This window comes from Caulobacter sp. Root1472 (genome assembly GCF_001426985.1).
GTDB classification, from domain to species: domain Bacteria; phylum Pseudomonadota; class Alphaproteobacteria; order Caulobacterales; family Caulobacteraceae; genus Caulobacter; species Caulobacter rhizosphaerae.
On sequence record NZ_LMFX01000002.1, the window covers coordinates 122,306 to 143,399 of the forward strand.

The following is a 21,094-nucleotide window of genomic DNA, read 5'->3' on the forward strand; positions in this document are numbered from 1 at the left end:
CGATTCACGTCTAGACGCCGACCGGATGAGATCAGTTCATCCAAAGCCTCGGAGATCTCGCATGACCACCCTGCTCCACATCGACTCCAGCGCCCGCGCCGGACTGTCCGGCCGCGACGCCCGCGGCTCGCACAGCCGTCGCCTGACCGCGCGCTTCGTCGACCGCTGGCGGGCCGCGCATCCCGCCGATCCGGTGATCTATCGCGACGTCGGCGCCGCCCCACCCTCGCCGGTGACCGGCGACTGGATCCACGCCGCCTTCACCCCGCCCGAGCGCCGCGAAGCCTGGATGGCCACGGCCCTGGCCGAAAGCGACCGCCTGGTCGACGAAGTGCTGGCCGCCGACGTGATCGTGCTGGGCGCGCCGATGTACAATTTCGGTCCGCCCGCCCAGCTGAAGGCTTGGCTCGACAACATCGTCCGGGTCGGCCGCACCTTCGGCTTCGACCGGGCGCGGGCGGGCGAGCCCTACTGGCCGATGCTGGACACGGCGGGCAAGACGCTGGTGATCCTGTCCTCGCGCGGCGACCACGGCTACGCCCCCGGCGGGCGGCTGGCCCACGCCAACCATCTGGAGCCCGCCCTGCGCACCCCGTTCGGCTATCTGGGCGTCACCGACGTCCACGAGGTCGCCATCGAGTACGACGAGTTCGCCGACGCCCGCCTGGCCGCCTCGATCGTCGCGGCCGAAGCGCGGGTCGACGACCTGGTGAAGACGTTGCTGGCCGCCAGGTCCGAGGCGGCGGCGGCGTAGAGCACCGCGCGGAAAAGTGGGGCCGGTTTTCCGCAGAAGCGATGCGAAGACAAAACCTAGAGCGCCACCTCGACGCTCGCCTCGTGCGCCACCGGGAAGTTCAACGAATTGGCCACGAAGCACTTGGCGTTGGCGTCGTGATGCAGGGCCAGGGCCTTGGCCGGGTCCGAGCCCGCCGCGATCGTCACGTGGGGGCGCAAGGTCGCGCCCTCGAAGCGGCCGCCGCCGGTCTCGTCCTCGACCATCACCGCCGTGGCTTCGTCGCGATAGGCGGTGACCACCACGCCGTTCACGGCGCACAGGTGCAGGTACCACAGCTGGTGGCACGAACTGATCGAGGCCAGCAGCAGCTCTTCCGGATTCCAGCGGGCCGGATCGCCCCGGAAACTCGGGTCCGACGAGCCCAGCAAAGCCGGCTTGCCGTCGGCGGCGACCTCATAGGCCCGCTCGTAGGACCGGTAGCTGGCCGTACCCGCGCCGGTGTTTCCCGTCCAGGTCAGGGTCGTGGCGTAGCGGTGCGACTTGGACATGGGCGGGCTCCTCTTTTGCGAGGGAGATAGCGCGCTCCCGCCCTGCCGAAAACCTCGTCCTTCGACAAACTCAGGATGAGGTTTTTCGACTGCCCGGGAAATTGGTCCTTATCCTGAGCCTGCGAGACCACGCGAGGCGTTTGAACGCCGATGCGCCCTCACGCTTCCCTGCGGACCCGCTTCTTCAGGAACATCGCCGCGTCGGCCTCGGCCAGGGCGACTTCGGGGTCGGCGCCCGGCTCGATCTCGCGCGCGCCCCACGAGATGCGCAGCGGCACGGACCACTCGCCCACCTGAACCGGCGTGCCTCGCACGGCGGCGGCCAGGGTCTCGGCCTTGGCGGCGGCGGTCTGCTGATCAGCCTGGACCAGCAGCACGGCGAACTCGTCGCCGCCGATCCGGCCCACCACGTCGGTTTCGCGGACATGGGCCTGCAGGCGCTCGGCCACGGCCTTGAGGGCCTGGTCGCCGGCTGCGTGGCCGAAGCGGTCGTTGACGGCCTTGAAGCCGTCCAGGTCGAAGAACACCAGGCTGGCGGGCGAGCCGTAGCGCTGGGCGAAGGCGGCGACCCGCTTGATTTCGCGCAGGAAGGCCCGGCGGTTCAGCACCGGCGCCAGGACGTCCAGGTCGGCCAGTCCCTGGGCCTCGCCCAGCTTGAACTTCAGCCGGGCGACCTCGTTGCGCAGGTCGTCGATCTCGACCATCAGGGTCTTGAGCGCCGCCTGCACCTGCGGGGTTAGGTCAGCCTCCGACAGCCCCAGGAACCCGGCCGTATCGGCCGCCACCACCGCCCGCGCCACCGCCGGCCCGGCGGCCTCGGTCAGGGCCCGGCGACGGATGGCCGAGAAGGATTCGGTGCGGGCGCTGGTGATCTTCATGCGACGTCGGGAACCACAGGGGGAATCACTTGCAGTGAAGCTCCAGCATTTCTGCGTTCTTTCATTAACCATGACAATGGTGACACGCCTGTGTCGCAGCGTCGCGGCGTCGCCCTATCCCTTCGGATCGCCTGGGCTTTTCCCGAGGTTCATTCGGTGAGAACGGGCTTTGGCGCTTTGACGCCAGGGGCTATAAGGCCCGCGATTCACGGCCGTCAGGTCACGGAGCGCGCCAAAACCTTTGAGGGGCGCTCCACCGCCGCCTCTAGGGAAATCGTCGCCGATGCCCACCGCCACGCCACCTGTCCCCCCCGTGGCGATCGTCATGGGCAGCCGCTCGGACTGGCCGACGATGAAGAAGGCGGCCGAGGCGCTGGACGCCCTGGGGGTGGCCTATGAGGCCAAGGTGGTTTCCGCCCATCGCACGCCCCAGCGCCTGGTCGAGTTCTCCACCACCGCCCAGGCGGTCGGCTACAAGGTGATCATCGCCGGCGCGGGCGGCGCGGCGCACCTGCCGGGCATGGTCGCCTCGATGACCATCCTGCCGGTGCTGGGCGTTCCGGTGCAGTCCAAGGCCCTGAACGGCCTGGATTCGCTGCTGTCCATCGTCCAGATGCCGGGCGGCGTTCCGGTCGCCACCCTGGCGATCGGCGAGGCGGGGGCCAAGAACGCCGGCCTGCTGGCCGCCCAGATCCTGGCTGTTTCGGATGCGGCCCTGGCCGGACGCCTGGCCGCCTTCCGCACCGAACAGACAGACAGCGTCGTCGAAAGCGTCGAAGACTGATGAGCACCTTTCCCCTGCCTCCTGGTTCCACGATCGGCATCCTCGGCGGGGGACAGCTGGGCCGCATGCTGGCCCTGGCCGCCGCCCGCCTGGGCTTCGACGTGGTGATCCTCGATCCCGAGGAGAACAGCCCGGCCGGCCGCGTGGCCGCCCGCCAGATCGTCGGCGCCTATGACGACCGCTGGTCGCTCAAGCGCCTGGCCGAGGTTTGCGACGTCGTCACCTACGAGTTCGAGAACGTGCCGGCCGACACGGTCGCCGAGCTGACCGCCCAGGGCGTGCTGGTCGCCCCCGGCGCCAAGGCCCTGGCCGCGGCGCAGGACCGGGTGGTGGAAAAAACCTTCCTGGCCGAGATCGGCGTGCCCACCGTCGCCTTCGCCGCCGTCGAGACGGCCGATGACCTGGCCGCCGCCGTGGCCAGGATCGGCGCCCCGTCGCTGCTGAAGACCCGCCGCGAGGGCTATGACGGCAAGGGCCAGGCCTGGGTGCAGCGCCCCGCCGACGCCCCGGCCAGCTTCGACAGGATCGGCCAGCGGCCGGCCATCCTCGAGGCCCCGGCCGACTTCGTGCGCGAGCTGTCGGTGATCGCCGCCCGCGGCCGCGACGGCGAGATCGCCTGCTATCCGCTGTCGGACAACCACCACGAGGGCGGCGTCCTGCGCCGCACCAGCGCGCCGGCCAAGGTCTCGAGCGCCACCCGCGACCAGGCCGAGGCCATCGCCGCCCGGATCCTGACCGCCCTGGAATATGTCGGCGTGATCGGGGTCGAGCTGTTCGAGCTGGCCGGCGGCAAGCTGCTGGTCAACGAGTTCGCCCCGCGAGTGCACAACACCGGCCACTGGACCCAGGACGGCTGCGAGGTCGACCAGTTCGAGCAGCACATCCGCGCCGTCGCCGGCTGGCCCCTGGGCCCCACCGCCCCCCGCGCCCATGTCGAGATGACCAACCTGCTGGGCCCCGAGGTCGACGCCTGGGCCAAGCTGGCGGCCGAACCCGAGACCCGCATCCACCTCTACGGCAAGGGCGAGGCCCGGCCGGGGCGGAAGATGGGGCATGTGAACAGGTTGCGGGGGTTGAAGGACTAAGCGCGGCGAGGCCCTGCGGCGGGCCTTAGCTTGACCAGATCTCGGACCCGTCGCCAGATCGCCCGGATCGCGACGACGGCCAGCGCGACGCCTGCGAGCGCCATCGCCACCCTCATGCCTCTGCCGTTGTTGTCGACGGCTTTGTCGACGATGACCTCGCCGTCCATCCGCAAGTCCCGGATCTCGCTGCCGAAGGCCTCCATCTTGACATGCTCGGGCTCCGGCCAGCGGGGCAGCGCTCGCCACTTGGCCAGGGCCGGACAGTTGTTCCGCGGATGCTGCCGCGACCCGCACCAGAACTGGAAGGCTCGCCCATCGGGCATGATGACGAGCCTGGACAATGACCGGACCTCGATCGGTTTGCCCGACACCACGGTCGGCTGTGGATCGGGGAGGAAAGTCAGAACCATGAGGATCGCGGACAAAGGTAGGGCCGCGCTCCAGGAGGCCAGTTCCGCGCGCGCCCGGCTTGAGCGCGCCGCATGGCTTCGCAGGGGCTGATCCCCGAGACGGCGGTGAAGGAGGATCGCGACCGTCGCCAAGGCGATCGTCAGCAGGCCCGACGCCGCGAAGGCGGCGAACTTCGTCAGCAGCCCGAGAGCCACCGCGGCGGCGCCGAGCATCGCCATGCCGACGGCGCACTCGATCCAGCGTCGTCTGTTCTGGAGCGTGCGGGAAATCGACTTCGACCCAAGCGCCGCCTGATCCGGACTCCGAACGGCCAAGGGCGGGAGCTCGGCCTTTCAAGGTCAAGCTATCCAATATGCGCTCCTGGAGGAAGAGCCAGACCTTGCCGCCGCCGGATCGCCAGGGCAGCCTCCCCCTGCACCCAGACACCAGCCGAGACGATCGGCATGGTGGTTCCCGACGGCGCGGAAGCGATGCGACCTTTCCTGCCGGCCAAGGACTAGATCCCGTCGGTGGGATTGTGGATCACGGTGTTCATGGCGGCCTCGCCGCTTTTGTCTTGTGAGCTTGGCGTCCAAAGCCTAGCGGAAAGACGCGCCGTCGGTGTGACGGTCTTGGCGGAGACAGGCGTGGCCGAACAAGCGTGCATAGGCCTGATCGGCGGCATGAGCTGGGAGAGCTCGGCCCAGTACTACCGCCTGATCAACGAGGGTGTCCGCGACCGCCTGGGCGGGGTGGCGTCGGCCCGCACGCTGATGTGGTCGTTCGACTTCGCCCGGATCGAGGCCCTGCAGCACGCCGGCGACTGGGACGCCCTGGCCGGCGAGATGGCCGAGGCCGCCCGTGTGCTCGAGAAAGGCGGCGCCGACGCCCTGGTCCTGTGCACCAACACCATGCACCGTTGCGCCGGGGCTATCGAGGCGGCGGTGGACATTCCCCTGCTGCACATCGCCGATCCCACGGCGGCGGCGATCCAGGCGGCCGGCCTGACGAAGATCGGCCTGCTGGGCACGGCCTTCACCATGGAGCAGGACTTCTACCGCGGCCGGCTGGAGGCGCGGTTCGGCCTGGAGGTGCTGATTCCCGACGCGGAAGACCGCGTGGCCGTGCACGGCGTCATCTATCGCGAGCTGGTGGCCGGCCAGGTGCTGGACGCCTCGCGCGAGGTCTACCGCGACGTGATCCAGCGGCTGGTCGATCGCGGCGCGCAGGGGATCATCCTCGGGTGCACCGAGATCATGCTGCTGATCGGCCAGGCCGACAGCCCCGTGCCGGTGTTCGACACCACGACCCTGCATGCGATGGCGGCGGTGGACCGGGCGCTGGGGGCGTAAGACCCCTCAGTCGCTTCGCGACAGCTCCCCACAGGGGAGCAACTGCGCACTGGAGATCCTGCCCTCTGGGGGAGGTGGCCCGGAGGGCCGGAGGGGGTCAGCCTCGCCCGTACCGCATCCGCGCCAGGGCCCCGGCCACCTCGGCGGCCAGGTTCATCGGCTTGATCCCGGCTTTCCACTTTTCGAAGGCCATGACGTTGTCGATGCGGCCGTCCAGGTGCTTGAGCGCCGACTCGCGGCCGGACGCCATGTCGACCGCCAGGGTCGAGACCAGGATCCCCGACAGGATCGCGCGCTTGGAATAGTGATTCTCGTCAGTCGCCGTGTCGCCGGCCCAGCGCCACAGGACGTCGGCGCTTTCCCAGACCAGGGTCAGGGCCAGTGGCAGGTGGGTCGGAAAGGCCAGGAAGGCCGCCAGCCTGCGCAGGGCCTCGGCGTCTTGCTGGGCCGCGTCGAGCCGCGCGACGACGCCGGCGCGGATCTTGTCGCGGATCTTGGCTGGCGGCGGATCCAGCGCCTTCAGCGCGGCCAGGGCCGCCTTGTCGTGGCGGCGCGACAGCAGGGCGGCCAGGTCGCGGGGGCCTTGCGGCAGCAGCAGTTGCGCCTCGCCGGCCTTGAGACCGGCGGCCTCGGCCGCGGCCCGGACCAGACCGGCGTTCCAGCCCAGGCGCGAAGCCAGGCGCAAGGCCGCGTCCAGCACCCGCTGCTCGGCCTGGTCGGCCCAATCCCCGGGTCCATCCTTGGAGGTGTCGGCTGTCTGCGTCATGAATCCGAGTCTATACGGGAGTTTAGGCCGCGTCGCGATGGACAGAGCGCCCCGCCTCTGCTATCAGCCGCCCCTCGTCGCCCGGGAGATCCCTTTCCGGGCTTATCAGGTTTTGTTCGCCCGCCCGGCCCCTGAGAGGGACTCGGGAAGATGGTCGGGCCGTCGAATGGAGAGAGACCCCTGGTCCAGATTTTCGTCCGCGACAACAACGTCGATCAGGCGCTCAAGGCCCTGAAGAAGAAGATGCAACGCGAAGGCTCGTTCCGCGAAATGAAGCGGCACGTGCATTACGAAAAGCCGTCGGAAAAGCGCGCGCGCCAAAAGGCCGAAGCCGTCCGCCGCGCCCGCAAGCTGGCCCGCAAGCGCGCCCAGCGCGAAGGCCTGCTGCCGATGCCGAAGAAGCCGGCCGGCGCGCGTTAAGCGACGCTTCCAGGTTTCTGGACACATAAGCCCGCGTGGAGCGATCCACGCGGGCTTTGTTTTGGGTGTTGAGTGGGCCGCACGCTCACTTGCCCCCACACCTGACCGCTTCGCGGTCTGTCCGCCCCCACAGGGGGCGGAGCCTTGCGACTCAGGTTCTTCCCCCTGTGGGGGAAAACGGTCGCGAAGCGACCCGTAGGGGGCAAGCGCTAGCCGCCCTTCCCTGTCCCTCCCACGAACTCCACCGCCTTGACGATATGGCCCGCGAACGACTCGCCGAGCAGCCGCGTGTGGCTGGCGGCCTCCACGTGATCCACATAGCCGCGCTTCGACCGCTCGGCCGGCGCGGACTGCATGGCCTTGCGCCGCTCGCGCCCCTTGACCGGTCCGGCCGTGACCACCGCCACCGGCCAGGCCGGATCATAGGCCGGCTCGGCGACCGCCTGCTGCGCCGATTGGGGCCATAGGGCCACTTCGGCGGCGGCGGTGCGGTTGTGGCGGCCGTTGGCGAAGGCCCAGCGCTTCTCGGCCTGGGCGGCGGGCGGCAGGCCGATCTTGTCGCCCAGGCCGGTATGGGCCAGCGGCTTGAACAGCCCCAGCGACGCCCCCCGCGCCGCCCAGCGGGACGCCGCCGTGAAGGCCTTGATGAACGGCTTGAACGCTTCGGTCTCCGAGGCGTCGGCCGTCGCGGCGTCGACCAGCACCAAGCCCGCCACCTGCCTTGGATTGCGGCCGGCGTATTCGCGCAGGCGCAGGCCGGCCATCGAGTGGCCGACCAGGATGAACGGTCCCTTTTCGCCCGAGGCGGCGACCAGCTTCTCGAAGTCCGAGACGATGGCCAGGCCGTCGCGCGGCGCAGGTCCCGGTGGCGAGAAGCCCATGCCGGCCCGGTCATAGGCGCAGGATCGCCAGCCGGCGGCGCTCAGGGCGTCCTGAGTGGCGCCCCAGTCGGCGGCGAAGCCGAAGGCGCCGGCCTCCAGCCAGACCAGCGGCCGCTCGCCTTGGGAGGGCCCTTCGCAGACCAGCCGCAGTTGCCGCCCCTCGCCGATGTCGACCATCCGGCCCCGCGGGACGGGGTGGCTGGCCGCCGACATCAGGCCGCCCGCCGCGATGAAGGAAAGAAGGAGAAGAGCGAATCCGGCAAGGGCGCGTCCGACGAACTTGAGCATGCAAGCACTCTAGACAAGCGACCATGTCCGTCGAGTGACGGCGGCGTGGAAAACCGGTGCAGCGTCTGACCTGCCTTGGACCTAGCCGTCGACGACGTTGATCCGCATACGAATGCGGCCGCCCTTGACGCGGGTGACCACGCCCTCGTCGTCGGCCGCCATCTTGCCGGGCATCTGGGCCTTCACGCCTTCCGGCCACCGCGACACCTGGGCCAGGCGCACCTTGCGGCCCACCTTGGCGGCGGCCTTCAGCGGCAGGTCGTCCTTCTCGGCGAAGGTCTTGCCCATGAACAGCGCCGGGTTCAGCGGCTTGCCGGCCTTGTTGCGCAGCTCGAAGTGCAGGTGCGAGCCGGTCGAGCGGCCGCTGTTGCCGACATAGGCTACGGTGGTCCCGCGCTTGACATAGGTCCCGCGCTTGAGGCCCGCGTCTCGGCCCAGATGGGCGTAGAGGGTGCGGAAGCCGTCCTTGTGCGCCACCTCGACGAAACGGCCGTAGGAGCCGCTGACGCCGCTCCTGGTGACGATGCCGTCGGTGACGACATGCACGGGCGCGCCGGCCGGGGCGGCGATGTCGACGCCCTCGTGCAGGCGGCCGTTCTCTTCCCACGGCATCTGGCGCAGGCCGAACGGCGAGTTGATCACCCGGCCCGGCAGCGGGGCGTCAAACACGAAGGCGGGCGGCGGGGGCGGCGGCGGCTCGGGCGCCGTAACGGGCGCGACCGCGGGAGCCGGGGCGGGCTTGTCCAGGTCGGCGTTCATCGCGCCGATGGCCGTGACGGCGTTGACCATGCCCCAGACCACGATGGCCCCACCTGCCGCGGCGAAGGCGGCCAGGGAGTATGGAGAGGCGGTTGCGGCCAGGACTCGTGACGCCAAGAGCGATCCTCACAGACGGTCGGTCGACCCAAGGGACCGCGCCAAAGCGCGCTTCCATCCCACAGGCGACCTTTCGGGATGATGAAGGCGGGCTCTATGACGCGCCCATGCGGCGAAAAGGCGGCGCACCTTAACCATTCGTCAAGCATGACCCTGAATCAGCCGACGGACGTTCGGCGAAACATTACGGGATGTTCAGAACATTACTTCGCGTACACTTCTTTAATTACACGTCATGAAGGAGACGTAACGAGTATTCGCGAGAAGTGGCGAGTATATCTTTGGACATGGGGCGCAGGGACGCGCCGGGACAAAGGAACACTCCAATGCGCAAGTTCATGACCAGCCTGGCCGCCGTGGCCACCGTAACCCTCGCCGCCGTGCCCGCCCTGGGCCTGCTGCAGGCCGCCCACGCCGCCGAGCCGACCGCCACGGTTTCCCTGGTCGGCCTGAACCTCTCCAACCCCGCCCACGCCGCCGAATTCCTGGCTCGCGTCGACACCGCCGGCGAACGCGTCTGCGGGGCCAAGGCCCGCACCAACCCGGGTGGCGACTTCACGATGGCCGGCTGCAAGGTCGCGGTCCGCAGCCAGGCCGCCTCGCAACTGTCCAGGAGCCAGCGCCAAAGCCTGCACATGGCCAGCCGCGCCGCCCCGGTGACCGTCGCCGCCCGTTGAGCGACCGCATGACGCGCCAAAAGCAAAAGCCCCCGGATGGTAACATTCGGGGGCTTTTTCAGCGCCAAGCGCCACCATAGAGACGACCAACCTTAACTATTGATGAAACATAGCCATAACGGTGCGATACGCAAAATCTCCCATATCATCTATAATACCCAATATTATCTTTCCTAAATTCCTTGTCATGAATGAAATGTGATGAGTATTTACAATAATACGAGAGTACACCCTTTGGCGCCGGGAGAAACAAGCACCAAATCGAGGGACAACTCCAATGCGCGAGTTCATCATCAGCTTGACTATCGCCTCCGCCCTGGCCCTGACCGCCGTTCCGACCCAAGGCCTGACCCAGGCCCCCGCCGCATCGACCGCCCGCATCTCGTTCGTCGGCCTGAATCTGGCGACCCCCGCCGACGCCGCCAAGTTCGCCGCCCGCGTCAACGCGACCGCCGAAGACGTCTGCCACGACATGGCGCGCGGCAATCCGAATGGCGCGTTCACCATGGCCGGCTGCAAGCGCGCCGTCCGCCAGCAAGCCATGTCGCAACTGTCCAAGGATCAGCGGCAAAGCCTGCGGATCGCGTCGCGCGCCAACACCGTCGCGCTCGCCAGCCGCTGAGACCCGCACGACCTCTGTGACCCGTCAAAAAGCAAAGCTCCGGACGGGGTCCCGTCCGGAGCTTTTTCTTTTCGAAAACACGCCGCCGCGTACCTGAGGCGCCTTGGCGCGCGCCCTCCACACCTGGGACGGATAGAGGGGTTCCGGGCACAAGGCCCGGAATGGCGGAGCTAGTTTGGATCGCCTTGGGACAGCGACGAACCCGTCCCTCGCCGCCTCACAGCCCCTTGACGATCCCCTCGACCATCTTCTTGGCGTCGCCGAACAACATCATGGTGTTGTCGCGGAAGAACAGCTCGTTCTCCACGCCCGCATAGCCGCTGGACATGCCGCGCTTGATGAACAGCACGGTGCGGGCCTTTTCGACGTCGAGGATCGGCATGCCGTAGATCGGGCTCTGCGGATCGGTCTTGGCCGCCGGGTTGGTGACGTCGTTGGCGCCGATCACGAAGGCCACGTCGGCGGTCGAGAACTCGCTGTTGATGTCCTCCAGCTCGAACACCTCGTCATAGGGGACGTTGGCCTCGGCCAGCAGCACGTTCATGTGGCCCGGCATGCGGCCGGCGACGGGGTGGATGGCGTACTTCACCTCCACGCCCTCCTCCTTCAGCTTGTCGCACATTTCGCGCAGGATGTGCTGGGCCTGGGAGACGGCCATGCCGTAGCCGGGGACGATGATCACCTTGCTGGCGTTCTTCATGATGAAGGCCGCGTCGTCGGCCGAGCCCTGCTTGACCGGGCGCGTCTCGACCTTGCCGCCGGGGCCCGCCGCGGCCGCGGCGTCGGCGCCGAAGCCGCCCAGGATCACCGAGATGAAGCTGCGGTTCATGCCCTTGCACATGATGTAGGACAGGATCGCACCCGAGCTGCCGACCAGGGCGCCGGTGATGATCAGGGTGGTGTTCTCCAGCGTGAAGCCCAGGGCGGCCGCGGCCCAGCCCGAATAGCTGTTCAGCATCGAGACCACGACCGGCATGTCGGCGCCGCCGATCGGAATGATCAGGGTGACGCCGATCAGCAGGCTCAGGGCGAAGATCGCCCAGAACGCCCAGATCGCCGAGCCGCCCGAGATCACCAGCACCACCACCATGGCGACGATGGCCAGGGCGATGACGATGTTGATCAGGTGGCGGGCCGGCAGCAGGATCGGCGCGCCGCCCATGTTGCCGTTCAGCTTGGCGAAGGCGATGACCGAGCCGGTGAAGGTGATGGCGCCGATGGCCAGGCCCAGCGACAGCTCGATCAGGCTGTTGAGGTGCACGTGGCCGTTCTCGCCGACGATGCCGTAGGCCGCCGGGGTGTAGATCGCCGCCACCGCCACCAGGCAGGCGGCCATGCCGACCAGGCTGTGGAACGCCGCCACCAGCTGCGGCATCGAGGTCATGGCCACCTTGCGGGCGATCACCGCCCCCACCGTGCCGCCGACCGCGATGCCGCCCAGGATCAGGCCGATGGTCACCGGGTCCAGCGCGCCCTGCTTCCAGAGCGTGGCCAGGGTGGTCAGCACGGCGATGCCCATGCCGATCATGCCGTTGCGGTTGCCCGCCTGGCTGGTCACCGGGCTGGACAGCCCGCGCAGCGCCAGGATGAAGAGCACCCCCGACACGATGTAGAGGATGGCGGCGAGATTGGCGTTCATTCGGAAGTCCCCATTTCCGGGTGAGACTTGGCGGCCGCTTTGCGACCCTTGACGATTTGCCAGCTGAAGAGGCCGGCCAAGGCGAGAAAGACCCAGTTCATCGGTCGCGCGGGCTGCAGCGCCAGCAGGACAAGCACGTAGGCCACCCATCCGATCCAGACGAGAACCGCGAACGGGCGGAAGATCCAGCGGCGCATCCAGGCCTTGACCGGAGGCGGCGTGACGGTTCCGGCCAGGCCAAAACCCACCAGCAAAGCGGCCAGGATCAGCGGCAGCACGGTCATCAGGATGTCGGAGGCGAGCGCACCGTTCATGCCTTGCCTCTCGAAGCCAGTTCCGGTGCGGCGTTGACGCCGAACCGGGGCGGATGGCCCGAAGGCAGGCCGGAGAGGTCGTAGCGCGGCGGTTCGTAGTGGTTGGCCGCCGTATAGGGCGCGGCGAAGCGAGGTTGTCCGTCAGGGCCGGTCAACTCTTCCTCGCGCACGAAGAAGGCGTTGGCGCCGGACAGATTGCAGCCGACCAGGGCGTAGCCCTTGGCCCGGCCCAGGGCCTCCAGGCTGCTGAGGCTGGCGCTGTGATAGTTGCCGCCGTCCCAGACCCGGTCGGCCTTGTACTCGGCGACGAAGGCGACGGGCGGCGGATAGGCGGCGTTGTATTCGATGATCACGACGCGCGGGCGAACGGCGGTGATCGCCTGCCAGATCCAATAGTCGTTGCCGTCAATGTCGATCGACAGCAGGTCGACGCTGGCCGGCTTGTCGGCCGTGCCGCTGACCCAAGGACCGAGCAGGCCGTCGATGTTCTCGGCGGTGACGAAGGCCTTCCGGACGGTCAGCCGGCCCTGCCCCACGGCCACGGCGTGATGGCCCTTGGCCGCTTCGACATACTTGTCCGAACCATCCAGCCATAGGCCGCTCCAACCGGCCATCAGCAAGAGAGCCGTGTTGCACTCCACCCCCGCCTGGACGCCGAACTCGATGAACCGCCGGTCGCCCTCGCCGATGCGGTTGAAGATCTCGAGAACGATGCCGTCCTCGTCGTTCTGGCTGTAGGTCTTGCGGCCATGGGCGATCAACCGCCCGGGCTCGCGGGCCCGGGGCGAGGCGCGCAGCTCGTCCCACCAGCGCTCCAGCGCGATGCGGTTGGCGACCTGAGCCTGTTTGACGATGCGCTTGCCACCGAACATCAGCACCCGCCCCCTGAAAACGACCAGCTCATGGACGGACCTCGCCCGGGGGAGCATCGGCGGGCAACAGCGCGAAGATCGAAGTCTGGAGAGCCGGGTCGTTGGGACGGCCGTAGGTGGCCGCCAGCATCATCAGCTTACGTCCGGCCGGAAACGGCTGGCTGGTCTCCGCAGAGGCCAGACCCGTGGCGTCCACCCGCACCGTGGTCGCCATTGGCCCTAAGGTCAGGACTTGAGGCCCCAAGGCTTTCAGGTCGATCGCCGTCCGCTCCCTGTAAGCGGTGATCTTGAAGCCCACCATCAGCGTTCCGCACTGGCCCCATGTCCATTCCTTGGTTGGGGCGGTCATGGCGTCTGGCGCACAGATGCGCAGCGCGACGGATGCCTGGGGCCGGGCCAGGGGCGGATCGACGTAAAAGTAGTCGATAGCGATCCGCCCAGCGGGGATGTCCTCGGGGCGGATCGGGCTGTAGGGCACCTTGGCGGGGGCCCAGCGCCAGGCGTTAGGCTTCAGTTCGTAGGCGGTGCGGGCCCGCGACGCGGAGTCGACCAACGCTTGCCCGTCGAACACTCCGTCATGATCGGTGTCGCGGAAGCAGACGCCGACATCCCCCTTCAGGAAGATGCCAATGGCGCCGTTGGAACCCGGCGCGCAGAACACGTCGCTCTCGGCGATCACGGCCTTAGCGAACACCGCGCCATCCGGAAAGGCGATTGTGCGCCCGGTGGCGTCCGCCAACTGATAGGCGGACGTCAGACGAACCGCCGCTTCGGATCGGAAAGCCTGGCTGAATAGGTCTCCGCCACTGGCGACAGCGGTCGTCGAGGTCGTCGTCGGCGGCTCGACGATGATCGGGAAAAGCAGCAGGGGTCGGCCGCTCGCGGACGGCTCGGCCGCCTCCGCGCCCGAACCCGTCACGAACAGCGCAACCAGCAGCCCGAGGGCTGAAAGGGCGCTGTGTCGGCTCACTTCTTCTCTTTCTTCTTGTACATGGCCAGCATCCGGTTGGTGACCAGGAAGCCGCCGAAGATGTTGACCGCGGCGAAGGCGGCGGCGATGGCGCCGGCTCCCTTGGAGATCCAGGTCGAGGCGGCGACCGTGCCGCCCGACAGGTCGCTGTGGGCCCCATGCGCGGCGGCCGCCAGCAGCGCGCCGACGATGATCACCGACGAGATCGCGTTGGTCACGGCCATCAGCGGCGTATGCAGAGCGGGCGTCACGCTCCACACCACGTAATAGCCCACGAAGATGGCGAGCACGAAGATCGCCAGGCGGAACACGGTGGGGTCGACGGCTTCCATATTCAGGCTCCTGGCTCAGTGCGTCCTTCGAGGCCTTCGCTGCGCGAAGGCGCCTCAGGATGAGGAAGTTGGATGGCTCGGTCTTCGCGGTAGAACCTCATCCTGAGGTGCGAGCGAAGCGAGCCTCGAAGGACGAGGTTCGGCCCCACGGCCATCAGCCCTGCAGGCTCGGATGCACCACCGCCCCGCCCTGGGTGACCAGGGCCGCCTTGAGGATCTCGTCCTCGAAGTCGGGGGCGAAGGCGCCCTCCTTGTTCAGGAACAGGCCCGATAGGGCGAACAGGTTGCGGGCATAGAGCGCGCTGGCGTCGGTGGCGATGCGGCCGGGCAGGTTGGGGATGCCCAGGATCTTGACGCCGTTGGCCGTGACCGCCGTCTCGCCCAGCTTGCCGCCGACCACGTTGCCGCCGGCTTCGATGGCCAGGTCGACCAGCACGGAACCCGGCTTCATCGAGGCGACCTGCTCGGCCGAGACCAGCTTGGGGGCCGGGCGGCCCGGGATCAGGGCCGTGGTGATGACGATGTCCTGCTTGGCGATGTGCGAGGAGACCAACTCGGCCTGCTTGGCCTGGTATTCCTTGGACATTTCCTTGGCGTAGCCGCCGGCGGTCTGGGCGTTCTTGAACTCCTCGTCCTCGACGGCCAGGAACTTGGCGCCCAGCGACTCGACCTGCTCCTTGGTGGCGGGACGCACGTCGGTGGCGGTGACCACCGCGCCCAGGCGGCGGGCGGTGGCGATGGCCTGCAAGCCGGCCACGCCCACGCCCATGATGAACACCTTGGCCGCGGCGACAGTGCCGGCGGCGGTCATCATCATCGGCAGGGCCTTGCCATAGGCCTCGGCCGCCTCGATCACGGCGCGATAGCCGGCGAGGTTGGCCTGGGAGGACAGCATGTCCATCACCTGGGCCCGGGTGATGCGCGGGATGAACTCCATGGCCAGGGCGCTGGCGCCGGCCTTGGCCAGGGCGTTCAGCGTGTCCTTGTCCTGGTGCGGGTTCAGCGCGGCCGCGACGATAGCGCCGGTCTTCAGGGCGGCGATCTCGGCGGCTTCCGGCGCGCGGACCTTGAACAGGACGTCGGCGTCCTTGATGGCGTCCTTGGCCGTCTTGGCCAGCTTGGCGCCGGCCGCCTCGTAGTCGGCGTCGGGGTAGGAGGCCGCAGTCCCCGCCCCGGCCTCGACCACGACCGAGAAGCCGGCCGCGGCCAGCTTCTTGACGGTCTCGGGCGTGGCCGCGACCCGGGTTTCACCACCGCGGGTCTCTTTCGTGACGGCGATAACGGCCATCGGCATACCCCTCCCAAGGACGCTGTTTGCTCAGACGAGCTTGCGCGTCTCTCTAGGGGATGTTCTTGCCCGATGTCGAGCCTTACGCTCGCGTTAGGGGCAAAAAAATACCGATGTCCACCGGTGTCAGTGGGCCGAGGCGGGCTTTTCGCGCAGGAACACGACGCCAAGGATCGCAAGTACGATTCCCGGGATCACCCCGCCGATGAAGCCGGCCGAGGTGCAGAACCACAGGGTGATGGTCAGCAGCAGCACGGCGACGGCCAGCGAACCCCACTTGGTCATCTTGCCAAAGGCTTCGAAGGTCGCGGACTGTTCGTGGATGTCCATTTCACCGCGTTGGTAGTTGCCGGCCATGTCAGTTTCCTGGGTGGAATTAAAAAACGCCCCGCCGCTTACAACGTGCGGGCCGCCGGCTCAAGCCGCCCGGATGTCGCGGTTGGCCCAACCCTCCTGGGTGAACCGCGTTCGAACAGCGGAGACCGCCTGGTCGACCGAAATATCGGCGATCCGGCCTTCTCCGCCGTCGAGGCGGCTGAGCCAGCGCGAATAGGCCGGCACCGGGCTGGTGCCCATCAGGCCGATGGCCGGGCGGCCGACCGAGGCGGCGACGTTCAGCGGTCCGGAGTCATTGCCCAGGAACCCGGCCGACAGGGCGATCAGGGCTGCGGCCTGGTCCAGCGGCAGGTCGCAGGCCAGCACGTCGCGGCCGGCCACGGGCTGGGCGTCGAGCGTCGGCCCGACGCTCGCGGCGTCGTTCGGGCCGCCCAGCCAGAACACGGTCGGGAACAGGTCGGCCAGGGCCTGGGAGACGGCGGCGAAGCGCTCAGCCGGCCAGGTGCGGGCCGGCTCGCTGGCCCCGACGCCCAGCACCAGCCAGGGACCCGGCCGCTCCCCGAACCGCGCCTCGACGGCGGCCACGGCGTTGGGATCGAGCAACAGGCCCGGCTCGCGGCTGTCGACCTTCAGGCCATGCAGCGCCTCGAAGGCCGCCAGCTTGGTCAGGCGATGCTCGGGCCGCATGGCCTTGGGCAGGAACGGGCCTTGCAGCCACCGCTCCTGGCTCTTGTGCCCCAGGCCAAAGCCCCGCCGCTCGGGCACGCCCGCCAGCCAGGCGGCCTGGGCGGGGCGGCCGATCTTCTCCAGGATCCACACGGCGCGGGGCTTCGCCTCGCGGCAGATGCGCCAGAAGTCGAGCACCTCCCGCACGCCCTTCAGCGATCCTGTGAAATGGCGGGCATAGATCACGCCAGCGATCGTCGGCTCGACGGCCAGCACCTCGGCGGCGCGGCTGGACGGGCGGGCGACCAGCACCACCTGCCCCTCGGGCGTGGTCGCGGCGATGGCCCGGAAGGTCGGCAGGTGCCACATCAGGTCGCCGATGCCCCGGTCGGGCGCGTAGACGAGGACGGGGCCGGGATGCTGGGCGGTCATGCGACGGGCTTAGCGGGCGCTTGCGAGGTTGTCATCTCGTCCTCCCCTCCCAACCGTCATCGGGCCTTGTGCCCGGAACCCCTTTCTCCGTCGCAGGTGCGGAGGGCTGGCGCGCCTACGCGCCAAGGCGCCTCACCGTCGGCTGGACGAGGGGTTCCGGGCACAAGGCCCGGAATGACGGCACTCTTTATGGGATAGGTGAGGCAGGGGTCCCTTCGAGACCTACGCCCACCCCGCCAGCAGCCCCCGCAGCCCCGCCACGAAGGCCAGCGGCTGGTCGACCATCACGTGGTGGTCGGCGTCGGGGACGATGACGCGCAGGACGCTGTCAGGCATCTCGCCGACCATGTAGTCCACGGTCTCGGCCGGCATCAGGCCCGAGCGCTCGCCCCACATCATCGCCGCCGGACAGGCGATGCGCGGCAGCAGCAGGCCCAGGTCGGGCATCGAGAACCGCTGCCAGATGGCCGGATCGAACTTCCAGGTCCAGCCGCCCTCGACCGCCTTCAGCGATCCTCGGGCGATGTGATCGGCGATGTAGAGGTTCTCGCAGCCCTGCGGCGGGGCCAGGCGGAAACGGCTCAGCGCCGCCTCCAGGGTCGGATAGACCCGGTTGGCGTCCGGGCGCGAAGGCGGGCCGCGCCAGCGCTTTTCCGGCGGCTGGATGCTTGAGTCGACCATGACGACGCCGCGCAGCCGGTCGGCGTGCTCGACGCTGCAATAGAGGGTGGGAAAACTGCCGAACGAGTGACCGACCAGGATCGACTTTACCCCGCCCGCGTCCAGTTGCGCGGCCTCGACCGCCGCGAAGACCTCAGCTGCGAACAGCTGGGCCGAATAGGCTGGCCGCCAGTCGGACCCGCCCATGCCCGACCATGAGATCGCCGCGCACCGCCAGTCTTTCGCAAAGAACGGCGCGATGAAGCTCCACCAGTCGGCGTGGGCGCCATTGCCGTGCAGGAACAGCAAGCCCGGCTGGCCGACCTCGCCCCAGGCCAGCAGTTCGATCTCCGCGCCCTCCACCGGTATGCGCGAGCGTTCGGGCGCGGCGGCGATGGCCGCCTCGAACCAGGCTGGGGCCGGCGGCTTCTGGCCCTGGAACGGGCCGAGCAGCGAGAGTGGCGCGGGGCGGTCGTCGGCCATGCTCAAGCCTTTTCCCGATAGGCGATCTCGCCCGGACGCGGCGCGCGCGGGGCCAGGGCCTTGAAAACCCCCGTGCCGGTCATCAGGGTCCGCTCGCCGGCCCAGATGCGGCCGCGCACGGTGAACACCAGATCCTGTTCGATGAGCAGCTCGCCCTCCCCTTCGACGAAATCGCCAAGCTGGGCCCCGGACAGGAAATCGCAGTTCAGGCGCACCGTGACCCAGCTGTAGGACTTGCGCAGCGAGATGATCCGCCCCCAGGCCATGTCGGCGAAGCTCATCAGCATGCCGCCGTGGCAATTGCCCAGGCCGTTGGTGTGGTGTTCCTCGACCCGGAAGCCCAGGGTCGCCTCGCCCGGCCCGGCGCGCTGCTCGTACAGCGGCCCGATCTGCCGGCCAAAGCCGCGCGACCAGTTGAGCAGGCTGTAGCCCTCGGGCAGGGCCGCGGCCTGGGCGTCGGTGAGATCGTCGGACATGGGCAAAGTCTAACGAGCGTTTGAAGCCTGGCAAGCGCGACGCTGGGGAAGCCTGGAGCGAGGCTGTCGCGGTCCGTGTAAGGACGGGGCGGCCGCCGGCGTCTAACCTTTCAAAAACGGGGCGGACCATGGGCGCTGGACGACAGGAGGACGAGGCTTTCGTAGCGTGGCTGGCGCCACACCTGGGCGCGCTGCGCCGAACGGCCCGCGCCTTCGCCGCGCCGGCCGACCAGCACGACCTGATGCAGGAGCTGATGCTGGCGGTCTGGCGAGCCCGCCCGCGCTTTCGCGGCGACAGCGCCGACACCACCTTCGTCTACCGCGTCGCGCACAACACCGCCCTGACCTGGAAGCGCGGCGAGAGCCGCCGCCGGCGACGCCGCGAGGCGATCGAGGCCGAGATGGCCCTGCGCCTGGAGGCGGACGACACGCCGGAGGCCGACCTGCTGGACCGGCTCTACGACGCCATCCGCACCCTGCCGCCGCTGGACCGCTCGCTGGTCCTGCTGTCGCTGGACAGCCAGCCCTACGCCGAGATCGCGCGCGTGCACGGTCTCAGCGAAACCAATGTCGGCGCCCGGCTCAGCCGGATCCGCCGCCGTCTCTCGGACCTCGTGGAGGAGCGCGCCGATGGAGTTTGAGCGTCTCGAACAGGCTTGGCGGTCCCAGGCCAACACCCCCGACCAACAGGCCCAGGCCTATCTGATGGAGCAACTGATGCACGCGCTGAAAGCCCGCCGCCGCGGCGAGATCCTGCTGTTCGCCATCCCCGTCGCGGCCATGGCCCTGTTCACCGCCATCGCCGCGCGCTCGATCCTGATCGGCCAGACCGATCTTGGCCGCGAGTGGGGCGCCCTGGCCATGCTGGGGATCTGCTGGGCCGTGCTGGCGGCGGTGGCGATCGCCGCCTTACGAGCCCGGCGGCCGCCGGGCGACGGGTCGCCGGTGCGCCAGGGGCTGGAGGCCCTGCTGGCCGCCAACCGCCGGGCGCGGGTCAACTACCGGATCTTCTGGATGAGCCTGCCGGTGTTCCTGGTCCCTCTGCTGGTCGCCGTGGTCCAGTTGAACCAGGTCGGCAAGACCACCGACCGCGACATGGGCCAGATGCTGTTGGTGTTCGGCGTCGCCCTGGGGGCCAGCGTCGGCTGGAACGCCTTGCGGTTTTTCAAGGTGCTGAAACCGGAACAGCGGCGGCTGGAGGGCTTGCTGGCGGCGTATGAGGGTTCGTGAGGCCCTTGCGTCCTTCGAGGCCCGCTTTCGCGGCGCCTCAGGATGAGGAGCGTTGTTGCTGAATTCCTCATCCTGAGGTGCGAGGCCCAGCCGAGCCTCGAAGGACGCAGAGCCCTACCCCGCCACGGCCCCGAACTTCCCGGCGTTGTAGTCGTCGATGGCCTGGATGATCTCCTCGCGGGTGTTCATCACGAACGGACCGTGGGCGAAGACCGGCTCGCCGATCGGCTGGGCGTGGCCCAGCAGGACCACCGCCCCGGCCGGGGACTCGAACGCCACCGCGTCGCCGTCGTCGTTCAGTTCGACCAGGTTCCAGCGCGGGGCCGCCTGGCCGCCGACGACAATCTCGCCGGACACCACGTACAGGAACACCGCTCTGCCCTCGGCCACCGGCAGGGTCACGACCCCGCCCGGCGCCAAGCGCACGACGCTCATCTCGATGCCGATCAGCGACGGAAACGGCCCGACCACGCCGTCGACCGCGCCCGAGATCACCTCGATCGTCGCGCCATCGGCCTCGACCTTGGGGATCGCGTCAGCTTGCAGGCCCAGATAGTTCGGATCGGTCATCTTCAGCCGACCCGGCAGGTTGACCCACAGCTGCAGGATCTCCAGCGGCCCGCCCGCCTGTTTGAAGCTGGCCGGCGACAGCTCGGCGTGCACCAGGCCGCGGCCGGCGGTCATCCACTGCACCCCGCCGGGGCCGATCACGCTCTCATGGCCGCCGCTGTCCAGGTGCGAAAGCTCGCCCTCGAGGATGAAGGTCACGGTCTCGAAGCCGCGATGCGGGTGCGGCCCGAACGGCAGGCCGCGATTGTCGGGCGGATAGACCTGCGGGCCGTGGTGATTGAGGAACAGGAACGGATCCAGCTGCGGGATCGCCGGGCCGGGTAGCGGCCGGCGGGTGGTCAGGTCGCCGATGTCGTCGCGCTGGGCGGGGTGGAGGCGCTTTAGGGTGCGAGGGGTCATGATCACCGTTCCATCCACTTCCATTCATCCCGACGAAAGTCGGGACCCAAGCTGACCCTCAGAAGTGCGCTCGTGCGGTTGTGAGCCACCGAGCAAATCTTGAAACTCGGCTTGGGTCCCGACT

At 68.8% G+C, this 21,094-nt stretch carries 26 protein-coding genes and 1 pseudogene; 9 read left to right on the forward strand and 18 right to left on the reverse strand.

Annotated features, from left to right (window positions below; translation table 11 throughout):
* Positions 1–61 precede the first annotated feature (61 nt).
* Complete coding sequence (locus ASD47_RS03640; RefSeq protein WP_056751805.1) at positions 62–754, forward strand: FMN-dependent NADH-azoreductase; 693 nt, start codon at positions 62–64, stop codon at positions 752–754.
* Positions 755–810: 56 nt separating this feature from the next.
* On the opposite strand, the gene ASD47_RS03645 is transcribed toward ASD47_RS03640, so the two are convergent.
* Positions 811–1,284 (reverse strand): OsmC family protein, encoded by a 474-nt coding sequence (locus ASD47_RS03645; protein ID WP_056751808.1) that lies wholly within the window; start codon positions 1,282–1,284, stop codon positions 811–813.
* Positions 1,285–1,442: 158 nt separating this feature from the next.
* Positions 1,443–2,162 (reverse strand): GGDEF domain-containing protein, encoded by a 720-nt coding sequence (locus ASD47_RS03650; protein WP_056751810.1) that lies wholly within the window; start codon positions 2,160–2,162, stop codon positions 1,443–1,445.
* 283 nt (positions 2,163–2,445) lie between these two features.
* On the opposite strand from ASD47_RS03650, the gene purE reads away from it, so the two are divergent.
* Both purE and ASD47_RS03660 read left to right on the forward strand, forming a co-directional pair.
* On the forward strand, positions 2,446–2,946 hold the full coding sequence (gene purE, locus ASD47_RS03655) for a 5-(carboxyamino)imidazole ribonucleotide mutase (RefSeq protein ID WP_056751812.1): 501 nt from the start codon (positions 2,446–2,448) through the stop codon (positions 2,944–2,946).
* A complete protein-coding gene (locus tag ASD47_RS03660; RefSeq protein ID WP_056751815.1) occupies positions 2,946–4,031 on the forward strand; it encodes a 5-(carboxyamino)imidazole ribonucleotide synthase in 1,086 nt (361 codons plus the stop codon). The genes purE and ASD47_RS03660 overlap by 1 nt, the downstream gene beginning before the upstream one ends.
* Here ASD47_RS03660 and ASD47_RS03665 read toward each other — a convergent pair.
* Positions 4,028–4,660: a hypothetical protein gene (locus ASD47_RS03665; protein WP_156402097.1), complete on the reverse strand. Its 633-nt coding sequence runs from the start codon at positions 4,658–4,660 to the stop codon at positions 4,028–4,030. The two genes, ASD47_RS03660 and ASD47_RS03665, sit on opposite strands and share 4 nt — an antisense overlap.
* Positions 4,661–5,068: 408 nt before the next feature.
* On the opposite strand from ASD47_RS03665, the gene ASD47_RS03670 reads away from it, so the two are divergent.
* The gene (locus ASD47_RS03670) at positions 5,069–5,773 is read left to right on the forward strand and encodes an aspartate/glutamate racemase family protein (protein WP_162251615.1); all 705 of its coding nucleotides are present in this window, start codon (positions 5,069–5,071) and stop codon (positions 5,771–5,773) included.
* A 97-nt stretch (positions 5,774–5,870) separates the two neighbouring features.
* On the opposite strand, the gene ASD47_RS03675 is transcribed toward ASD47_RS03670, so the two are convergent.
* Positions 5,871–6,539, reverse strand: coding sequence for a COQ9 family protein (locus tag ASD47_RS03675; RefSeq protein ID WP_056751822.1), 669 nt, complete (start codon positions 6,537–6,539; stop codon positions 5,871–5,873).
* Between the two features lie 180 nt (positions 6,540–6,719).
* Here ASD47_RS03675 and rpsU point away from each other — a divergent pair, with 180 nt between their 5' ends.
* Positions 6,720–6,959: a 30S ribosomal protein S21 gene (gene rpsU / locus ASD47_RS03680; protein ID WP_089924448.1), complete on the forward strand. Its 240-nt coding sequence runs from the start codon at positions 6,720–6,722 to the stop codon at positions 6,957–6,959.
* 209 nt (positions 6,960–7,168) lie between these two features.
* Here the strand turns inward: rpsU and ASD47_RS03685 are convergent, their stop codons facing one another.
* Together ASD47_RS03685 and ASD47_RS03690 are read right to left on the reverse strand one after the other, a co-directional pair.
* Positions 7,169–8,128 (reverse strand): alpha/beta fold hydrolase, encoded by a 960-nt coding sequence (locus tag ASD47_RS03685; RefSeq protein WP_056751824.1) that lies wholly within the window; start codon positions 8,126–8,128, stop codon positions 7,169–7,171.
* An 81-nt stretch (positions 8,129–8,209) separates the two neighbouring features.
* A complete protein-coding gene (locus ASD47_RS03690) occupies positions 8,210–9,004 on the reverse strand; it encodes a M23 family metallopeptidase (protein ID WP_056751826.1) in 795 nt (264 codons plus the stop codon).
* Between the two features lie 326 nt (positions 9,005–9,330).
* Between ASD47_RS03690 and ASD47_RS03695 the strand changes: the two genes are divergently transcribed.
* Both ASD47_RS03695 and ASD47_RS03700 read left to right on the forward strand, forming a co-directional pair.
* Positions 9,331–9,681, forward strand: coding sequence for a UrcA family protein (locus ASD47_RS03695; protein WP_056751830.1), 351 nt, complete (start codon positions 9,331–9,333; stop codon positions 9,679–9,681).
* Positions 9,682–9,958: 277 nt separating this feature from the next.
* Positions 9,959–10,303: a UrcA family protein gene (locus ASD47_RS03700; RefSeq protein ID WP_056751832.1), complete on the forward strand. Its 345-nt coding sequence runs from the start codon at positions 9,959–9,961 to the stop codon at positions 10,301–10,303.
* Between the two features lie 217 nt (positions 10,304–10,520).
* Here ASD47_RS03700 and ASD47_RS03705 read toward each other — a convergent pair whose 3' ends face one another.
* The 10 genes from ASD47_RS03705 to ASD47_RS03750 all read right to left on the reverse strand — a co-directional run bounded on the left by ASD47_RS03705 (position 10,521) and on the right by ASD47_RS03750 (position 18,771).
* Complete coding sequence (locus ASD47_RS03705) at positions 10,521–11,942, reverse strand: NAD(P)(+) transhydrogenase (Re/Si-specific) subunit beta (protein WP_056751835.1); 1,422 nt, start codon at positions 11,940–11,942, stop codon at positions 10,521–10,523.
* Positions 11,939–12,256: a hypothetical protein gene (locus tag ASD47_RS03710; RefSeq protein WP_056751838.1), complete on the reverse strand. Its 318-nt coding sequence runs from the start codon at positions 12,254–12,256 to the stop codon at positions 11,939–11,941. Before ASD47_RS03710 ends, ASD47_RS03705 begins: the two co-directional genes overlap by 4 nt.
* Positions 12,253–13,128, reverse strand: a complete 876-nt coding sequence (locus tag ASD47_RS03715; RefSeq protein ID WP_056751841.1) for a hypothetical protein — start codon at positions 13,126–13,128, stop codon at positions 12,253–12,255. The genes ASD47_RS03710 and ASD47_RS03715 overlap by 4 nt, the downstream gene beginning before the upstream one ends.
* Before the next feature lie 28 nt (positions 13,129–13,156).
* Positions 13,157–14,098: a hypothetical protein gene (locus tag ASD47_RS03720; RefSeq protein WP_056751843.1), complete on the reverse strand. Its 942-nt coding sequence runs from the start codon at positions 14,096–14,098 to the stop codon at positions 13,157–13,159.
* Positions 14,095–14,430 (reverse strand): NAD(P) transhydrogenase subunit alpha, encoded by a 336-nt coding sequence (locus tag ASD47_RS03725; protein ID WP_035072226.1) that lies wholly within the window; start codon positions 14,428–14,430, stop codon positions 14,095–14,097. Before ASD47_RS03725 ends, ASD47_RS03720 begins: the two co-directional genes overlap by 4 nt.
* A 154-nt stretch (positions 14,431–14,584) precedes the next feature.
* The gene (locus ASD47_RS03730) at positions 14,585–15,724 is read right to left on the reverse strand and encodes a Re/Si-specific NAD(P)(+) transhydrogenase subunit alpha (protein WP_162251616.1); all 1,140 of its coding nucleotides are present in this window, start codon (positions 15,722–15,724) and stop codon (positions 14,585–14,587) included.
* A gap of 120 nt (positions 15,725–15,844) precedes the next feature.
* Positions 15,845–16,075, reverse strand: coding sequence for an aa3-type cytochrome c oxidase subunit IV (locus ASD47_RS03735; protein WP_056751846.1), 231 nt, complete (start codon positions 16,073–16,075; stop codon positions 15,845–15,847).
* A gap of 60 nt (positions 16,076–16,135) precedes the next feature.
* Complete coding sequence (locus ASD47_RS03740; protein WP_056751848.1) at positions 16,136–17,152, reverse strand: glycosyltransferase family 9 protein; 1,017 nt, start codon at positions 17,150–17,152, stop codon at positions 16,136–16,138.
* Positions 17,153–17,374: 222 nt separating this feature from the next.
* Positions 17,375–18,295: an alpha/beta fold hydrolase gene (locus ASD47_RS03745; protein WP_056751851.1), complete on the reverse strand. Its 921-nt coding sequence runs from the start codon at positions 18,293–18,295 to the stop codon at positions 17,375–17,377.
* Positions 18,296–18,297: 2 nt separating this feature from the next.
* On the reverse strand, positions 18,298–18,771 hold the full coding sequence (locus ASD47_RS03750; protein WP_056751855.1) for a PaaI family thioesterase: 474 nt from the start codon (positions 18,769–18,771) through the stop codon (positions 18,298–18,300).
* Positions 18,772–18,899: 128 nt separating this feature from the next.
* Between ASD47_RS03750 and ASD47_RS03755 the strand changes: the two genes are divergently transcribed.
* Both ASD47_RS03755 and ASD47_RS03760 read left to right on the forward strand, forming a co-directional pair.
* Complete coding sequence (locus ASD47_RS03755) at positions 18,900–19,412, forward strand: RNA polymerase sigma factor (RefSeq protein WP_056751858.1); 513 nt, start codon at positions 18,900–18,902, stop codon at positions 19,410–19,412.
* Positions 19,402–20,001, forward strand: coding sequence for a hypothetical protein (locus tag ASD47_RS03760; RefSeq protein WP_056751860.1), 600 nt, complete (start codon positions 19,402–19,404; stop codon positions 19,999–20,001). The genes ASD47_RS03755 and ASD47_RS03760 overlap by 11 nt, the downstream gene beginning before the upstream one ends.
* A gap of 6 nt (positions 20,002–20,007) precedes the next feature.
* Here ASD47_RS03760 and ASD47_RS27385 read toward each other — a convergent pair.
* Positions 20,008–20,091: pseudogene (locus ASD47_RS27385) on the reverse strand (hypothetical protein); the annotation flags it as partial.
* 24 nt (positions 20,092–20,115) lie between these two features.
* Entirely contained in the window at positions 20,116–20,970 is an 855-nt protein-coding gene (locus ASD47_RS03765) for a pirin family protein (protein ID WP_056751863.1), read from the reverse strand.
* Between the last annotated feature and the right edge of the window lie 124 nt (positions 20,971–21,094).

What these genes read in the sequence shown, in the direction of transcription:
- ASD47_RS03640 (WP_056751805.1), top strand. Translation starts at nt 62, where the DNA reads ATGACCACCCTGCTCCACATCGACTCCAGCGCCCGCGCCGGACTGTCC.
- ASD47_RS03645 (WP_056751808.1), bottom strand. Translation starts at nt 1,284, where the DNA reads ATGTCCAAGTCGCACCGCTACGCCACGACCCTGACCTGGACGGGAAAC.
- ASD47_RS03650 (WP_056751810.1), bottom strand. Translation starts at nt 2,162, where the DNA reads ATGAAGATCACCAGCGCCCGCACCGAATCCTTCTCGGCCATCCGTCGC.
- purE (WP_056751812.1), top strand. Translation starts at nt 2,446, where the DNA reads ATGCCCACCGCCACGCCACCTGTCCCCCCCGTGGCGATCGTCATGGGC.
- ASD47_RS03660 (WP_056751815.1), top strand. Translation starts at nt 2,946, where the DNA reads ATGAGCACCTTTCCCCTGCCTCCTGGTTCCACGATCGGCATCCTCGGC.
- ASD47_RS03665 (WP_156402097.1), bottom strand. Translation starts at nt 4,660, where the DNA reads ATGGCGATGCTCGGCGCCGCCGCGGTGGCTCTCGGGCTGCTGACGAAG.
- ASD47_RS03675 (WP_056751822.1), bottom strand. Translation starts at nt 6,539, where the DNA reads ATGACGCAGACAGCCGACACCTCCAAGGATGGACCCGGGGATTGGGCC.
- ASD47_RS03685 (WP_056751824.1), bottom strand. Translation starts at nt 8,128, where the DNA reads ATGCTCAAGTTCGTCGGACGCGCCCTTGCCGGATTCGCTCTTCTCCTT.
- ASD47_RS03695 (WP_056751830.1), top strand. Translation starts at nt 9,331, where the DNA reads ATGCGCAAGTTCATGACCAGCCTGGCCGCCGTGGCCACCGTAACCCTC.
- ASD47_RS03700 (WP_056751832.1), top strand. Translation starts at nt 9,959, where the DNA reads ATGCGCGAGTTCATCATCAGCTTGACTATCGCCTCCGCCCTGGCCCTG.
- ASD47_RS03705 (WP_056751835.1), bottom strand. Translation starts at nt 11,942, where the DNA reads ATGAACGCCAATCTCGCCGCCATCCTCTACATCGTGTCGGGGGTGCTC.
- ASD47_RS03710 (WP_056751838.1), bottom strand. Translation starts at nt 12,256, where the DNA reads ATGAACGGTGCGCTCGCCTCCGACATCCTGATGACCGTGCTGCCGCTG.
- ASD47_RS03715 (WP_056751841.1), bottom strand. Translation starts at nt 13,128, where the DNA reads ATGTTCGGTGGCAAGCGCATCGTCAAACAGGCTCAGGTCGCCAACCGC.
- ASD47_RS03725 (WP_035072226.1), bottom strand. Translation starts at nt 14,430, where the DNA reads ATGGAAGCCGTCGACCCCACCGTGTTCCGCCTGGCGATCTTCGTGCTC.
- ASD47_RS03730 (WP_162251616.1), bottom strand. Translation starts at nt 15,724, where the DNA reads ATGCCGATGGCCGTTATCGCCGTCACGAAAGAGACCCGCGGTGGTGAA.
- ASD47_RS03735 (WP_056751846.1), bottom strand. Translation starts at nt 16,075, where the DNA reads ATGGCCGGCAACTACCAACGCGGTGAAATGGACATCCACGAACAGTCC.
- ASD47_RS03740 (WP_056751848.1), bottom strand. Translation starts at nt 17,152, where the DNA reads ATGACCGCCCAGCATCCCGGCCCCGTCCTCGTCTACGCGCCCGACCGG.
- ASD47_RS03745 (WP_056751851.1), bottom strand. Translation starts at nt 18,295, where the DNA reads ATGGCCGACGACCGCCCCGCGCCACTCTCGCTGCTCGGCCCGTTCCAG.
- ASD47_RS03750 (WP_056751855.1), bottom strand. Translation starts at nt 18,771, where the DNA reads ATGTCCGACGATCTCACCGACGCCCAGGCCGCGGCCCTGCCCGAGGGC.
- ASD47_RS03755 (WP_056751858.1), top strand. Translation starts at nt 18,900, where the DNA reads ATGGGCGCTGGACGACAGGAGGACGAGGCTTTCGTAGCGTGGCTGGCG.
- ASD47_RS03760 (WP_056751860.1), top strand. Translation starts at nt 19,402, where the DNA reads ATGGAGTTTGAGCGTCTCGAACAGGCTTGGCGGTCCCAGGCCAACACC.
- ASD47_RS03765 (WP_056751863.1), bottom strand. Translation starts at nt 20,970, where the DNA reads ATGACCCCTCGCACCCTAAAGCGCCTCCACCCCGCCCAGCGCGACGAC.